At 37.6% G+C, this 15694-nt stretch carries 13 protein-coding genes; all 13 read right to left on the reverse strand.

The genetic code is table 11. The annotated features are described in order from the left end of the window. Window positions 1–1005 (reverse strand): glycosyltransferase family 2 protein, encoded by a 1005-nt coding sequence (locus B7705_RS01795; protein WP_084947219.1) that lies wholly within the window; start codon window positions 1003–1005, stop codon window positions 1–3. Window positions 1006–1013: 8 nt separating this feature from the next. After that, window positions 1014–2102, reverse strand: a complete 1089-nt coding sequence (locus tag B7705_RS01800; RefSeq protein ID WP_084947222.1) for a glycosyltransferase family 4 protein — start codon at window positions 2100–2102, stop codon at window positions 1014–1016. 13 nt (window positions 2103–2115) lie between these two features. Next, window positions 2116–2946, reverse strand: coding sequence for a LicD family protein (locus B7705_RS01805; RefSeq protein WP_084947225.1), 831 nt, complete (start codon window positions 2944–2946; stop codon window positions 2116–2118). A gap of 85 nt (window positions 2947–3031) precedes the next feature. Continuing rightward, on the reverse strand, window positions 3032–4249 hold the full coding sequence (locus B7705_RS01810; RefSeq protein ID WP_084947228.1) for a polymerase: 1218 nt from the start codon (window positions 4247–4249) through the stop codon (window positions 3032–3034). A 19-nt stretch (window positions 4250–4268) separates the two neighbouring features. Continuing rightward, window positions 4269–5063, reverse strand: coding sequence for a DUF4422 domain-containing protein (locus B7705_RS01815; RefSeq protein WP_084947230.1), 795 nt, complete (start codon window positions 5061–5063; stop codon window positions 4269–4271). 217 nt (window positions 5064–5280) lie between these two features. Then, window positions 5281–5874 carry a sugar transferase gene (locus B7705_RS01820; protein WP_394335545.1) on the reverse strand — a complete coding sequence of 198 codons (594 nt, stop codon included), beginning with the start codon at window positions 5872–5874 and terminating at the stop codon, window positions 5281–5283. Window positions 5875–5971: 97 nt separating this feature from the next. Further along, window positions 5972–6655, reverse strand: coding sequence for a tyrosine-protein kinase (locus B7705_RS01825; protein ID WP_084947234.1), 684 nt, complete (start codon window positions 6653–6655; stop codon window positions 5972–5974). A gap of 9 nt (window positions 6656–6664) precedes the next feature. Then, window positions 6665–7357 carry a capsular polysaccharide biosynthesis protein CpsC gene (gene cpsC / locus B7705_RS01830; RefSeq protein ID WP_084947237.1) on the reverse strand — a complete coding sequence of 231 codons (693 nt, stop codon included), beginning with the start codon at window positions 7355–7357 and terminating at the stop codon, window positions 6665–6667. Window positions 7358–7365: 8 nt separating this feature from the next. Next, a complete protein-coding gene (gene cps4B, locus B7705_RS01835) occupies window positions 7366–8097 on the reverse strand; it encodes a capsular polysaccharide biosynthesis protein Cps4B (protein WP_084947239.1) in 732 nt (243 codons plus the stop codon). A gap of 1 nt (window position 8098) precedes the next feature. Beyond that, complete coding sequence (gene cps4A / locus B7705_RS01840) at window positions 8099–9544, reverse strand: capsular polysaccharide--peptidoglycan transferase Cps4A (protein ID WP_084947242.1); 1446 nt, start codon at window positions 9542–9544, stop codon at window positions 8099–8101. Between the two features lie 189 nt (window positions 9545–9733). Then, window positions 9734–11695 (reverse strand): peptide ABC transporter substrate-binding protein, encoded by a 1962-nt coding sequence (locus B7705_RS01845; protein ID WP_084947244.1) that lies wholly within the window; start codon window positions 11693–11695, stop codon window positions 9734–9736. A 149-nt stretch (window positions 11696–11844) separates the two neighbouring features. Beyond that, window positions 11845–13812: a peptide ABC transporter substrate-binding protein gene (locus B7705_RS01850; RefSeq protein ID WP_084947246.1), complete on the reverse strand. Its 1968-nt coding sequence runs from the start codon at window positions 13810–13812 to the stop codon at window positions 11845–11847. Between the two features lie 168 nt (window positions 13813–13980). After that, entirely contained in the window at window positions 13981–15591 is a 1611-nt protein-coding gene (locus B7705_RS01855) for a glycoside hydrolase family 13 protein (RefSeq protein ID WP_084947248.1), read from the reverse strand. Window positions 15592–15694 lie beyond the last annotated feature (103 nt).

Consider the following 15694-nt stretch of genomic DNA (forward strand, 5'->3'; position numbering starts at 1 on the left):
CTAAACTCCTCTCTCTTTTTCTTTCTTTTTAGAATATTTTTTCAATATTGGATTGAATACAAAACCTAGAAAATAATGAGATTTATAGTTCAAATAAGACAATCTATCAAATTTTTTTGTAGGCGTATACTCATAAGAACTCTGCTCAATTTGTCTATATAATTCTTTTGATAGTATCTTTGAGTCCTCAACCATCCATGACAAATCGATTTGTAAACTAATAAGATAGTTCAAAGTATCTGCAACTACGTTTTTTAAAATAGGATCCTCTGAAATTTTTGAAAAAAAATCTAGCACAGAATTTGTCACAGTCAAATGATGGCGAACATTTCGTTTCATACTCTCAATATTCATACTCTGCTCGGGTCGTCCGATATAGTATTGGTAAACATCATAATTCCAATAACCGAAACTATGAACATACTCTAAAGGAAAAAGAGTGTACTGAATGTCAACATAAAATGTCTTTTCACTTAAACGAATTTTATTCTCAACTAGGATAGATGTTCTGTAGGTTACCGAGTGCATTGGGATTCGTTTCTCTGGAATTCCAGAATATTCCTTACCAACCTCATACTTCTCAGCAAAATCATTTCGAACAGTAGTATTGTTATAAACATGTTGTTCTGTGAAGTCCGTAAGAACCATATCCGCATCAGTAACTGTAAGGGCATCTAAAAATTTTTCAAACTCTGATGGGATAACCCAGTCATCCCCATCAATAACTTTAAAGAACTTCCCCTTTGCCTCCTGGATACCACGATTAATTGTTGAGCCATGACCTCCATTTTCCTTTGTGATAATACGACCATTCAGCAACGAATCTTTTCTTAGAGCCTCTTCTGCTACTTTGGCTGTGTCGTCCGTACTTCCATCATTCACAATTAAGACCTCAAATTTTTGTTTGTAATCTGGGTGTACTTGCTGGAATGATTCGATTCCTTTGGAAATATAGTCCTGAATATTATAACTAGGCATTACAATTGTCAATAAACACTCTTGCATCTTATCTCCTAAATTGTCTCAATTAATTCTATCCACTGATTAAGAATTTTATTTTTATCAAATTTATCCATATTGTCTTTGGCATGTTCTGAAAAAGATTGTCGCAAATCATCATTTTCCATCAATTCAAGCAATTTCTCACTCATCTGATCCACGTCATAGCAATCAATCAGATATCCGTTGATTCCATCTTCAACAATCTCACTAGGTCCCGTCGGACATCTAAAGCTAACAATAGGAAGATTGTATTGTTGTGCTTCTAATAGGACTAAAGGTAAACCCTCATAGCGAGAAGTCATGACGTAGATACTATGATTGGGATAGATATTTTCAGTTCCTTTTACATTTCCTTTAAAATTAACTTGTGAAAAAACACTACCTTCTTCAAGTTTTCTTTTCAGCTCCTGTTCAATGAGCTTATCCCCTGAACCATATATATCCCACTGCCAATCTGTATGTCGGGATAATACTTTTATAGCTACTTTGGCAAGATAATCATACCCCTTTTGACTGTGAAATCGACCCACTGTGAGGATCTTTTTAGAATCATTATTCAAGCCTGTTTTATGGTGCTTGGTTTCTTCTATCCAATTATAAATTGTAGCTACTTTCTCTATAGGAATCTTATATTTTTTTGAGTATTTTATCCGGTCTTCCTGCGTTAAAGTAACAACCTTATCAAAATACTTCGCTCCAATATATCTCTGTATTTTTCTGCTTCTTCCATCTTGAAACTCTAAGCTGTGATGATCACAAAAAACAATTTTCACATCTAGACCCAGAGTAGCTAACCGTATCATGATATTTGTTAAAGGAGCTATTGAAAAAATCACTTCTATTCTTTCTTTTTTTATATACTCTCTGAGCTTAGTAGTTAATTTTAAAATAGCAGTTCTAATACGAATGTCACCCTTGTAAAAATTCACCAATTGAACATCTGGATGAATATCATAATTTATGAATCCATCCTCATCCAATAGAATAGACAAAAGTCTTACATCATAATGGCTTGACAACTCATTAGCCATACTGATAGCTACTTTTTCAGCTCCCCCAATTTTACTTAGATTGTATCTAACTATTGCTATTTTTTTCATATTTAACCTATTCTTATCCTTCTTTCTCACCAAGCGATATTATTTTATAGTGGTGTTGGACTCTCTGTTCTTCTGGAGGCAATTGCATGTAATTTTCCCCATAGATCGCTGTCAAATATTCTTTATACCTACAAGGACAACTCAAGGCAATTCCTTCAAATTTTAATAAGACTGGTGTTCCAAAATAATCAGAGGGTACAATCTCCCTCAATTTATATGCCCCAGTATAATTTCCTGAAAATTCTTCATAAAATGAATATCTTTTAATGGTCTTTATATATTTTTTTTGCGCCCAGTCAAAAGAAAGTATCTTTTCAATTTTAACTATGTTTGCAAAAGCAATAATCACTTTTTCAACTAAGGGCCGATTTTCTTTCTTCTGATTTACTAAACTATTAAACTGAGAAAGTTGAACCATCATCCGTCTATATAAGTATCTATACTCATGCATTTTTCTCTTAAAAGGGGCAGCAGGCATACCATCAAGTGGAAAAATGTCTATCCACAAACTCTCTACCAATTCCTCTTTACTATAATTCATTATGATTTTCGTTGAATCGTCCCGAATTACAGAGAAAGCTTTTTTATAACCCGCAGTATTTTCACTCAAAAATTTATAATTACTTGGTAACAGGTCTGGGGCTAGTTTTTTAAATTTTTCATAATCTTCTCTGGGCATGCCGATATCGATGTCATCATCCCAAGGTATGAAACCTTTATGACGTACCGCTCCTAGCAAGGTTCCACCAAGAGCATAGTAGGTTAGATTATTTTCTTCGCAAATACTAATAAACTCCTTTAAGATAGATAAAATCTTATCTTGAATGATTTTGATATCCGACATACTTTCCTCCTATATAAATCGAAATAAAACCGCCTTCCCAGTCCATGATCTTTTAAGTTCTCGTTAAATACTTCTTAGCATTTCACTATATGATTTTTTCAAACGAATTTCCCCTTAACTCTTCATCACTTTCATCAGAAAACTGATAATCTGGGTAGATTAAACTACCTAACAATATCCAAAAAATATTGTAATGAAGGTACAAATTCAAATCATCAATCATGGAATGAAAACTCATCAATATCAAAATAAAAGCAAGAACCCATTGGCGACTTTTAATTACTTTAAATAAAGTTAAAGTTAGAAGCGAGATCATCAATGCTAGAATTAGTAAACCGTATTTTTGTGAAATTTGAATGTATAAATTGTCCACATACAAGTATGTCTGATCATTTCTTACACCTTCAATAGTAAGAGCATTACCATTCCATTCAACTGATCTACCGAACAAGCCATAACCATAAAGTTGGAGAGATTTGTTTGCTAAATAAATACGACCACCCAACATATAGTTTAATTTAAAAAGAAAATTATTGACAAAAGAATTAGTTGAATTTAGATAGATTTGCACAAGCCAAAAACTTGCTATTGCATTTACAATAAAAGTTAGTTTAAAAATATTAAATATATTTCCTAAGTTAGTGAATAAATTGGGAATCCATTTTATTAATAAATTGCAGACCAATAGTATACAAGAACTATAAAATGTCAACCGGGAATCGGTTTGATCATATACCCAGTAAGTACAAAGTGCCAAAAAGAACCACTGCCAATAATAAATCTTATCTTTCTTTAAGTACAATGAAATGGCAACTATATTCATCAGTAAAATTGACGGAAATAATGCATACCTAAAACCTAAATAGCTACGGACTCGAGCCCCTGATATCTCTAGATAATTAGATATAACCCCTAATTTTGCACTGATTATTACAAATGATAACAAGAAAATACTTATTATGATGGATGTTTTTGCTACACTCTTAAAAGAAATATCACGCAATGCATAAATGAATAATATCCCTATTGCAACATTAGAACTAAAACCATTTATTTTTCCTACAATGAGATAAATTAAAGATGTTATACACAATCCTATAACAGCTCTATAATCATAATTTCTTTTAAACAATTCTTTTATAGATAATATAAAGAGTGATAGAGCTATCACTAGTTTAGATACTATTCTAGGTAGATATTGAGCATAAAAAGTCACATCTAATATTGAAACGATTAAAAACATTCCTAAGGCAACAAGAGCCAAAAGTTCTGGTACAGATTTTATTTTTAGTACTACTTTCATCCTTATTATTCATCCCTATCTAAAAACTCTGTCCATATTTTTTCCCGAAGAATTTTGCTTGTAGGAAGGATTTTCCTTTTTGAATCAAGTCAATTTTCTCCATATAGATAAACGGTATCTCTTTTACCCGCAAATCTTGTTTTGCCAACCAAACATTGAACAATCGTTCACTAATACGACCAAATAATCTAGCGTCAAAAGCAGAATAGCCTGTAACGTCCAATCTTCTATAGAGTTCATCGATAATCGGGAACAACCATTCACAATAGGCTGCTACATTTTCTTTGGACATGATAAACATATTGAACATATAGCCACTGCGTTGCTTCATGACCTGATCAAAAGCGACGATATAATCCGGTCTCAATTCGCTAACAATCTGACGTGTCACGTCTAAATGATTGGCATCATGAGTATGTGCATAGTGTGAGTATAGCGTTTCAATATAATATTTCCTTTTTTTAGGAACAACAACATCGTATTTTGACAGCAAGTTTTTGACTTCTGACTTTGAAAGAATAATATCATCCATACTAATTGCTTCTCTATATGTGTGTCGTTTTGATGTGAAATATCTACGGTAATGTACCAATCCAAGATAATCACATTCTAAATTTTTCCAAGCCCAGTATAATCCTGTCAATTCACAATAATAAGGATTGAGGTGTGAGATATGATTACCTTGATCATCTCGTTGGTAGCATAAATTTTCCTTTCCTTCACTGCCAACCTGAACAGGAACATATAAGTCCTTATCGTCTGGCATTTGAAATCTTTTATGAGTAGCTACTATAATTTTATACTTTTTTGACATTTCTACATCCTAACTCCAATTCCTAAAATCTTGCCTCACTGGACAATTCTTTAGATTGAATTCCCATTCATTTTTTCAAGCAAAAAACACTAGATCAAATCCACTTATTCATAATGCTTCCTTCACTTGAAAAAATGAATACGAATACCCAAGAAACGTTATTCGTATTCAACTTCATCTTTCTATCTATTTTTTGCTAGATGATTTAGCTCATACATCAATGAGCCCCTTCTCCAGACAGAACTTTTTTTATTGTCAAAAAGAAGATTTTGACATCCAACAAAAAGGATTGGTTCCGAGGATAGTACAGCTCCATTTCACAGCGTTCAGGATAATATACCTCACTCCTACCAGAAACTTGCCACATCCCTGTAATACCTGGCCGTACAGATAACAAAACTTCCTGTTCTTCCTTAGAATACTCCTCTAACTCATTCTCTAAAATCGGTCTAGGTCCAATAAGACTCATATCACCTAACATTAAATTTATAAATTGAGGAATTTCATCAATACTCGTTTTTCTTATAAAATCTCCGATATTGGTAAGACGAGGATCCTCATTTGGAGGTAATTTATAACTGTTATTTATATATTTTTCATAGAGTGCTTTATTTGCGGTCAAAACTTCTTCAGCATTTTCAACCATTGATCTAAATTTAATAATTTTAAATTTTTTCCCTCTTAACCCCACTCTGTATTGTGTAAAAAATATACTCCCTTTATAACCTTTTATTTTATAGATAATATAAATTATTAGAAAACAGGGCAAGACTATGAATATTGTTCCAAACAAGCCAATAAGAACATCCATAACTCGTTTTATGCTAATATAGATAATGCTGTTTCTTTTCACCTTAACCCCTTCCCCATGATAAGTATCTCAATTAGTTTCGCTACTACAAACTGGTTTACTCTTTCCCGTAATTCCCATAACTCCCATAAGAACCGTATTTGTCTACTGAAGTATCGAATTTGTTCAACACAACTCCTAAAAACGGCTTCCCAGTTTGTTCCAACTGTTCTTTCGCTTTTTGAATATCCCGTCGATTTGTTTCACCTGCTGCTGTCACTAAAATAGAAGCATCACATTTTCGCGTAATAATAGCTGCATCAATCACGGCACCGACAGGAGCAGTATCTACAACGATATAGTCAAAATATTTACGCAAGGTTTCAAGCATTGTACTGAAATTCTTACTTTGAAGAAGAGCTGTCGGATTTGGTGACACAGAGCCCGCTTGAATGACAAAGAGATTTTCGATATTGGTATCACAAAGCCCCTGTGACAGGTCTGTAGTCCCTGATAGAAATTCTGTCAGACCTGTAATTTTATCCCTTGCTTTAAAGACACCTGACATAACAGAATTGCGAATATCTCCATCAATCAGCAGTGTTTTATAACCTGCACGCGCAAAAGCATAAGCGATATTGGTGGAAGTCGTTGATTTTCCCTCTCCCGGTTTCACAGAAGTGATAGAAAACACTTTCAAATCATCTCCACTTAACTGTAGGTTCGTGCACAAAGCGTTATAATATTCCTCTGCCTTTTTTACAAGATCCAATTTTGCCTGTGAGATTTCTAACGTTGGCATAACTTCCTCCTATTTCATTTTATCCAAATCTGGAACGACTCCTAAAAGTGGAATTTGTAGTACATCTTCGACATCTTCAGGACGTTTCACACGGGTATCGAGTAACTCAATCAAAAGAACAGCAATTACTGTTACGACGGCTCCTCCAAGAAAACCAAACAAGGCGTTGCGTCGAACATTTGGAGAAGAGGGAGTCGTAGCTGGTCGCGCTTCTTCAAGTGTCGTTACATCAGATACTCGCGTTACAGCGATGATCTTTTCTGCAGCAACTTCTCGTAGAGAATTAGCGATGCGACTGGCTTCCTCTGGTTGTTTATCCTTGACAGAGATTGAGACGATACGAGTGTCAGCTGGTACAGTCACTTGAACTTTGCTAGCTAACGTTTTTGCTGCCATGTCCAATTTCAAATTTGTCACTACCTTTTCCAATACATCCTGCGAAAGGATGATTTCGCGGTAGTCTTTTACCAGATAAGAACCTGCCTGCAAGTCCTGATTTGTCAGTCCCGGCTTGTCTCCTTGATTACGGTTGACTACGTAAATACGCGTGGTACTCGTATATTCTGGTTTAACAATAAAAGTGCTATATGCAAAAGCTCCCGCTCCTGTCACAAGTGCCACCAATAAAATCACTAGCTTGCGTTTCCATAAGGTTTTAAGTAATTGAAATACATCAATTTCTATCGTATTTTGTTCTTTCATCATTTCTCCTAAATTAGTTGATCCATTACAATTTTTCGAGGATTGTCTATAAAGAGTTCTTGAGCCTTCGCTTCTCCGTATTTTTGGGTAACAAGGTCATATGCTTCTGCCATATGAGGAGGTCTACCGTCTAGATTGTGCATATCACTTGCAATGACATGAACCAAATCCTGCTCTAAAAAATACTGAGCTCTTTTTTTCATGAATTTATAACGTTCTCCAAAAAGTTTGGGCTTGAGGACATGTGAACTATTTACTTGCGTGTAACAGCCCATATCGATCAGTTCTCGAACGCGTTTTTCATTATTTTCCAGAGCATCATAGCGCTCGATGTGGGCAATGACTGGAGTAATTCCCAACATCAAGATCTTGCTCAAGGCGCTATGAATATCGCGATAAGGGGTGTTCATACTAAACTCTATCAAGGCATAACGACTATCATTAAGAGTTGGAACCCGCTTTTTTTCCAGCTTATCCAGAACATCTGGTGTGTAGTAAATTTCAGCCCCATAAGCAATGACCAAGTCACTCGCCACTTCCTTAGCTATTTCCCGAACCTGAAGAAAGTTTTCTGCTATCTTCTCTTCTGGAGTTTCAAACATGCCCTTGCGACGGTGAGAAGTAGAGACAATGGTTCGCACCCCCTGCCTGTAGGCTTCTATCAAGAGAGACTTGCTTTCCTCTCTTGACTTGGGGCCATCATCTACATCAAAGACAATGTGCGAATGAATATCAATCATTTCATTTTCCCTCCAACACGTCTTGAATAGCAGCTTTGACAGATGCAAGGCTACTGTCGTCAATTTCCATCATGTAAAGGTTACTATCTGGCATCGCATAGGAAGGAAGATCCATCCGTCCTGTACCTTTCAAGTCTTGCGAATTCACTTTGTAAGTTCCACCACTTTCTAACTGAGCATTGACCAAATTCATCATGGTCTCAAGTGGCATATTTGTTTGGATAGAATCTTGCAAGCTATCAATGATCGTACTATAATTTTTCAGTGCTTCGGTTGACGTTAATTTTTGAAGGATAGCCACAATCACCTTTTGTTGATTGCGCCCGCGGTCACGATCGCCATCTGCTAGGGAGTAGCGCTCACGAACAAAACCGAGAGCCTGTTCTGAATCAAGATGAACATTGCCTGCAGGGTAATACTTTCCATTCGTATGGGCAGTAAATTCTTGATCATTATAAACATCAATCCCACCCAACAAATCAATCAATTTCAAGAAAGAAGTGAAGTTCAATCGCACATAGTAATTGATATCCACTCCATAGAGATTTTCTAAGGTGTGGATGGATGAATCAACTCCATAAATGCCCGCATGGGTTAATTTATCTTTTTGATTATTTCCACCGTCTGCGATTGGTACATAAGCATCACGTGGCGTTGTGGTCAAGAGGATTTTCTTGGTATCTCGATTGACAGTCATCAGGATATTGACGTCTGAACGCGACACTGAACTAATCGGGCCATAGGTATCAATTCCACTAACATAGATATTGAAAGACTGATTCTTAGACGTCTTAGGAGCTTCTACTTTTTTAGTGAATCCCTTGGTATAAATCTTTTTAATCTTTGACGCGTAGTCTGGATACTCTGACTCGATGATATTTTCAAAGACACTATTTAAGACAATGGCCTTGGTGTCACCTGCAATCAGACTCTTGTAAGCCGCCAAGTAAGACGAACTCTGGTCGACCGTCAAATCGGTATTCTGACTTGACTTGATATCAGCTAGTAGTTTTTGAATATTTTCATTATCAGTCCCAGTCGGTGCTGTCACACTCGTCAGTTGCGTAACATTCCCAATCTCACTATCTGCTAAAACAGCGACACTGATCGAATATTCTGAGTAATTAGAAGTCGCATTTAAACGATTGGTCAGTCCAACAAACTGCTGTACTGCAAAGAGCGACACAGAGCTGACAAGGATAGAGAACACCAACAGAAAAATAGTAAATTTTTCAGCTTTTTTATAGATAATCAAGAGCAGCCCCACTAAGGCAACTAGTAGGACTAACGCAGTTGCCACTAGATTAAGATATCTAAAAGCAAGGATATGGTATTTAAAAATCAAAAACAATAAAAAGCCAGCCAACAATAGATAAACAGCTAACAAGGCTATGTTAACGCTTCGCTTTACTCTCCCCGAGCGAGATCTCTTTGAACGTTTCGTCATGACATTCCCCTATACTATAATAATTAAAGTAATTATATCACAAAAGTAGAGTAAATTCCATTCATTCCCACAATTCTCAGCGTTTTCATTCATTTTTTCTCAGCTATATTTTGAAGTGACCGCTTTCATTATTTAGGAGCTTGAGCAAACAAAAATAAGGTCCCTTGCAAGAGACCTTATTTCAACTTTTTATTTGATATGATTTTCAAATTCTTTTTGACTTTGTTCGATAGCCTTTTTACTTTCTTCTTCCCACTTAGCCTTAGCTTCATCAAATTGTTTCTTGGTAACAGGATCTTTTTGCAGTCTCATGTACTTGTAGTTGTTTCCATCACCTTTGATTCCCACTAGAGAGTAGGCACGTGTAAACGGAGTTACTTTAGTTACAGAGGCTGTACCACCATTTGACATAGCAGACATGACTAGAGAATTGTCAATCATCCAAGCTTGAGCTTCAGCGTATTTTTCATAACGTTTAGCAACATCTTGATTCTCAGCATCTGCTTCTTTTAGAAGTTTTGTATAGGTATCAAGTCCTAGGCTCTTGATGAGTTCTTGATCTTCCTTAGCATCTAGACCGAAAATTTTGAGATAAAAACCATTTTCGGCATTGAATGGATCCAGATAAGTTGACGGATCTTGATAATCACCAACCCAGCCATCAAAGTTCAAATCGTAATCACGAGCCGCTGGATTTGGTGCTAGGAAGGCAACATTCCCAAAGTCATCCGTTGAAAGCTGTTGAACATCAATGACGACATTATCAGAACCTAATACTGTTTCAAGTGTTTGTTTAAGCGAATTCATCCCAGAAACTGCATTTTTATTGGTTTGATCAACTGGGACGTCCAAATGGATCGGGAAGGTAACCCCTTGGGCTTCCAATTCCTTTTTAGCTTCCGCAAATTTTGCTTGGGCCTTTTCCTTGTTGAAGTAACCGTCCTGGGCATCCGCCAAGTTGATTCCTGACCACTCAGTTCCGTAGTTCACAAGCTTAGAAGCTGTTACTTCTCCAAAGGTCTTATCTCCCACCTGGACAAATGTTGGGGGAACAAGGGTATTTCGAAGGGTCTTGCTTGCCGCTTCTTGACCGTTAGATTGGGCAGAGTAGGTCGTACGATCGATAGCAAAGTTAAGCGCCTGACGGAAGTTCTTATTTAAAATCGCTGTTTGCGTTGAGTTCTTTTGTTGTTCTGATGTTTTAGCAGTATGGTTATAGGCTTTACGGTTAACGTTAAAGTTGAAGTACCAAGAAGTCTTGTCTTGTAAGCTATGAACAATGTTGTCTTGATATTTTTCTTTCGTCTTGGCATAGCTCGAGCTATTTGGATAGACTCCCGCAAGTGAGTAGGCACCACTTTCAAAGTTTCGGATGGTCATCTCCTGATCTGAACCATCAAAGTAGGCTAACTTAACTTTCTCAATGGTTACTTTATCATGGTCATAATAGTGTGGATTCTTGACATACTCGATTGAAGATTTTGATGTGAAATCTTTTAACAAGTAAGGTCCATTGTAAAGGATGCTGTTTGGCGTCAAGGTCCCAAATTCTTTATCCTTTGATTTCAAGAACTCTTCGTTAACCGGAAAAAGGATACTGTTGGTTGTCTTTGAGTTCCAGTAGGGCTCTGGTCGAGTCAAAGTGTACTCAACTGTATAGTCATCCAAGGCTTTAACACCAACTGTTGTGAAGTCATTGGTCGCACCTGTCACATAGTCATTCAATCCCTTGATAGAATTTTGAATAAGATCCATGGCTTGCCCTTTGTTGTCCGCAGCATACTTGATCCCAGTGACAAAGTCTTGGGCTTTGACTGGAGCATACTCTTCTCCATCAGCTGTGTACCACTTGGCATCTTTTCTGAGTTTGTAGGTATAGGTCAAACCATCTGCTGAAACAGACCAATCCTCAGCTAGAGCTGGCGTTAGGTTGCCATAGCTATCATTTTCCAGCAAACCATCTACGAGATTCGTAATAATGGCAGTATTATCTGCATAATAGTCTAAAAGATAGTTGAATGTCGTTGGATTTGCACTAAATGTTGATGAGAAAGTGCTTGTATCTGTATTGGACTTTCCACAAGCTGTCAGTAAAATCCCTGTAGCTAACATAAGACCAGTTCCGATTAGTCTTTTTTTCATTTTGATCATCATCTACTCCTTCATGTCACTTTTTATAACATAGGTACATTTTATCAAATTTATCCTAAATTGTAAAGTTTATGGTTTTACGACGACTGATGTCTCAAAATCAGAAAAAGGAAGCACAGATTTTCTGCAACTTCCTTTTCTTTTATAGACTATTTGACGTGTTTTTCTAGCTCTTTTTGGTATTTGGCATTTGTTTCAATTTTTTCTTTCTGCCATTTCTTGAGAGCTTCTTCGTATTCTTTTGTAGTCACGACATTCTTTTGCAGCTCCAAACCTTTGAATACAAACGGGTCTCCCTTGATTCCGACTTGAGAGTATGCTTTTGTGAATGGCACAGTACGGCTAACAGTTGGAGAACCACCTGAAGAGGCAACTGGGATCAAGAGCGAGCTATCAGACACCCAGGCTTGAGCTTTAGCATATTTCTCATAACGCTTATTGAGATCGCTTGTTTCAGCTGCGGCATCATCCAAGAGTTTCTTGTATTCGTCTAGACCAACTTGAGCCATCACTTCTGGGTCTTTCCCACGGGTGATACCCAAGTGTTTAAGGGCAGAACCCTTCTTAGCATCAAGAATGTTTAGGTAGGTAGCTGGGTCTTGATAGTCTGGTCCCCAACCAGTTCCATTCAAGTCATAGTCTTTTTGGGATGGAACCTTAGCTTGAGATGTAATGCTCATTTTTTCATTATCGGTCATTTGAAGAACATCGACAATGACATTCTCCGTACCGAGTGTTGATTCGATAGACTGCTTGAGTGAGTTAGTTTGTTGAACTGCAATCACATCGGTCTGTTCAACTGGAACATCCAAACGGATTGGGAAAGTGACACCCTTGGCTTGCAATTCTGCCTTAGCCTTTGCAAAGGCTGCCTTGGCTTTTTCAGGACTGTAAAGCGTATCCTTACCATCAGTAAGGGCTACATCTTTCCATTGGTCCCCGTAAGAAACCAGCTCTGCCTGAGCCAACTCTCCAAAGGTCTTTTCACCTACTTGAACGTAGTCATGAGGCACTAGGCTGTTACGGATAATTTTGTCCGCACCTTCTTCACCATTCAACTGAGCAGTGTAAGAATGACGGTCAAGGGCAAAGTTCAGCGCCTGACGGAAGTTCTTATTAAGAAGAGCTTCTTTTGTTGATGTTTTTTGAACCTCGTCTGTTTTAGCTGTTTTATTGTAAGACTGGCGATTTACGTTAACAGTGAGGTAGTAGCTTGTCGCTTCTTGTGGACTGTAGACAATCTTATCACCGTACTCTTTTTTAGTTGACTCAAAATTTGAGCTTGTTGGGAAGAGACGAGCTGTTGTATAAGCTCCTTGCGTAAAGCTTCGAATCAAAGATTCTTGGTCGGAACCATCATAGAAGGTTAGTTTAATGTTGTCAATCTTAACATTGTCCTTGTCCCAGTAGTTCGGATTCTTTTCATATTCGATGACTGATTTTGAAGTCAATGATTTCAAAAAATAAGGACCGTTATAAAGAATACTTGATGGTGTTGGTGCACCGTAGTCGCTCCCTTTAGAATTCAAAAATTCTTCGTTAACTGGAAGCATGGTAGCAGTTGTAACTTTAGAGTTCCAGAAACTTTCTGGTTTGTTGAGCGTATATTCAACCGTGTAATCGTCAACAGCTTTCACTCCTACAGTAGAAAAGTCATTGCTTTCTCCACTGATGTAGGCAGCCAAGCCTTTGATAGAATCTTGAAGGAGAGAGAGGCCGTCTGATTTACCATCAGCTGCGTGTTTCAGACCCGTAACAAAATCCTGAGCCTTGACTTCAGCATACTCTTCTCCTTCAGAAGTATACCATTTTACACCCTTACGAAGTTTGTAGGTATAGGTCAAGCCATCTTTAGAAACGGACCAGTCTTCTGCAAGCGACGGAATCAAGTTCCCGTATTTATCGTTTTCCAAGAGGCCATCGACAACGTTGGCTATAACGTCAGAAGTTGAGCTCTTGCTCGTCACGCTGTAGTCCAAAGATGATGGATCTATTGCATAGACATAAGAAAATGTCTTGGGAGCATCAGCCTTTTTTTCACTTTGCCCACAAGCGGTTAACAGAAGTGCTGCACTCAAGACAGCACCTGCTCCTAAGAGCCACTTTTTCGATCTCATAAGTAATCTCCTTAAAGATAGTGTTTTCACCATTATACCCTATTTTTTCATAAAAGCAAGGACTTTCAAGCAATTTTTTAGAAAATTCTAACAAATATTTTTAAAAGATTTTTCTATACAATTTTTAGTAAAAAACCTCAAGCTTCAAAAGCTTGAGGTTCGCTCATTTTAGTCAGTCATTTCCACACAGAAGGCATCCCATGAAGCCAAGGTCTGTTTCTCAACTGCTTCTTGAGCCACAGTATTTTCAATCAAGACAGATTTAACTTTTCCTTCTACTGAAAAGCTTTGTTTTTCATTGGACAAATTAGCCACGACTAGGAAGCGACGGTCACCGTCCTTACGGATATAAGCAAAGACCTTATCAGCTGTATCAAGTAATTCAAAATCAGCTCGAATCAACCAGCTGTTCTCCTTACGGATCTGGATGAGTTTCTGATAGGTATAGAAAATAGAATCTGGATTTTCCAGTGCTTCTTGAACGTTGATTGCTTGGTAGTTTGGATTAACTGCCAACCAAGGTTGACCTGTTGAAAAGCCAGCATTTTTACTCTCATCCCATTGCATTGGGGTACGGGCATTATCACGTCCAATGACACGGATGCTATCCATGATTTCCTCTATAGAAACGCCTTTTTCAAGAGCTTCACGCGCATAGTTGAGGGATTCAATATCTTCTACTTGGTCCAGTGTTTCAAATGGATAATTGGTCATCCCAATCTCCTCACCTTGGTAGATATAAGGTGTCCCTCTCATGAGATGAAGCAAGATTGCAAAGGCTTTGGCAGATTTTTCACGGTATTCTTGGTCATTTCCCCAGATAGAGACGATACGAGGGAGGTCATGATTGTTCCAGAAGAGCGAATTCCAACCGTCTTCAACTCCCAACTCTGTCTGCCATTTGTTGAAAATTTCCTTTAATTTCCCTACATTTAACTCTTTTTGGTAATGCCACTTAGGTTGCCCTTCCTGATATTGAAGACAGATATGTTCAAACTGGAAGACCATAGACAATTCTTGTCCCTTTGGATCAGAGTATAGTTTGGCAATTTCTGGTGTAGCTCCCCAGGTCTCTCCTACTGTCAAGAGATTCTTATCTCCAAAGGTGGCTTGGTTCATCTCCTTGAGATAAGGGTGGAGCATAGGACCATTATTCACTACCTTCTTGTCAGGAATTTTCCCAATCATGTCAATGACATCCATACGGAAACCGCCAATGCCTTTATCAATCCAGAAGTTCATCATCTCATAAATTTTCTGGCGCAGTTTTTCATTTTCCCAGTTGAGATCAGGCTGTTTCTTACTGAAAAAGTGAAGATAGTATTGCCCTGACTTTTCATCGTATTCCCAAGCAGACCCACTAAAGATAGACTCCAAATCATTGGGCTCATCTCGCCAGATATAGTAGTCTCGCTCAGGGGTGTCGGGATTTTCACAGGCTTCGACAAACCAAGCATGTTCATCTGAGGTATGATTGACCACTAAGTCCATGATAATTCGGATGTCTCGTTTCTTAGCTTCCGCGATCAGTTCATCCATGTCCTCCATAGTCCCGAAAATAGCTGCAATCGCTTGATAATCAGCAATATCATAGCCATTATCATCCATCGGACTGTCATAAACGGGAGAAAGCCAAATCGCTGTAACCCCTAGCTTGGCTAGATAGTCTAACTTACTAGTAATTCCTGGCAAATCACCAATTCCATCTCCGTTGCTATCCATAAAACTCTTTGGATAGACTTGGTAAACCACGGCATTGTGCCACCATTTTTCTTGCATCTTCTTACCTCATTATTTTAATAATCTATAGTCTATGATAGCGCTTTTTTAAACTTAGTGCAAGCGTTTGCCTAATCTTTTTGATTTCTTTTTTGACTCCGTA

It is taken from the genome of Streptococcus oralis subsp. dentisani, assembly GCF_002096685.1.
In the GTDB taxonomy this organism is placed as follows: domain Bacteria; phylum Bacillota; class Bacilli; order Lactobacillales; family Streptococcaceae; genus Streptococcus; species Streptococcus oralis_AD.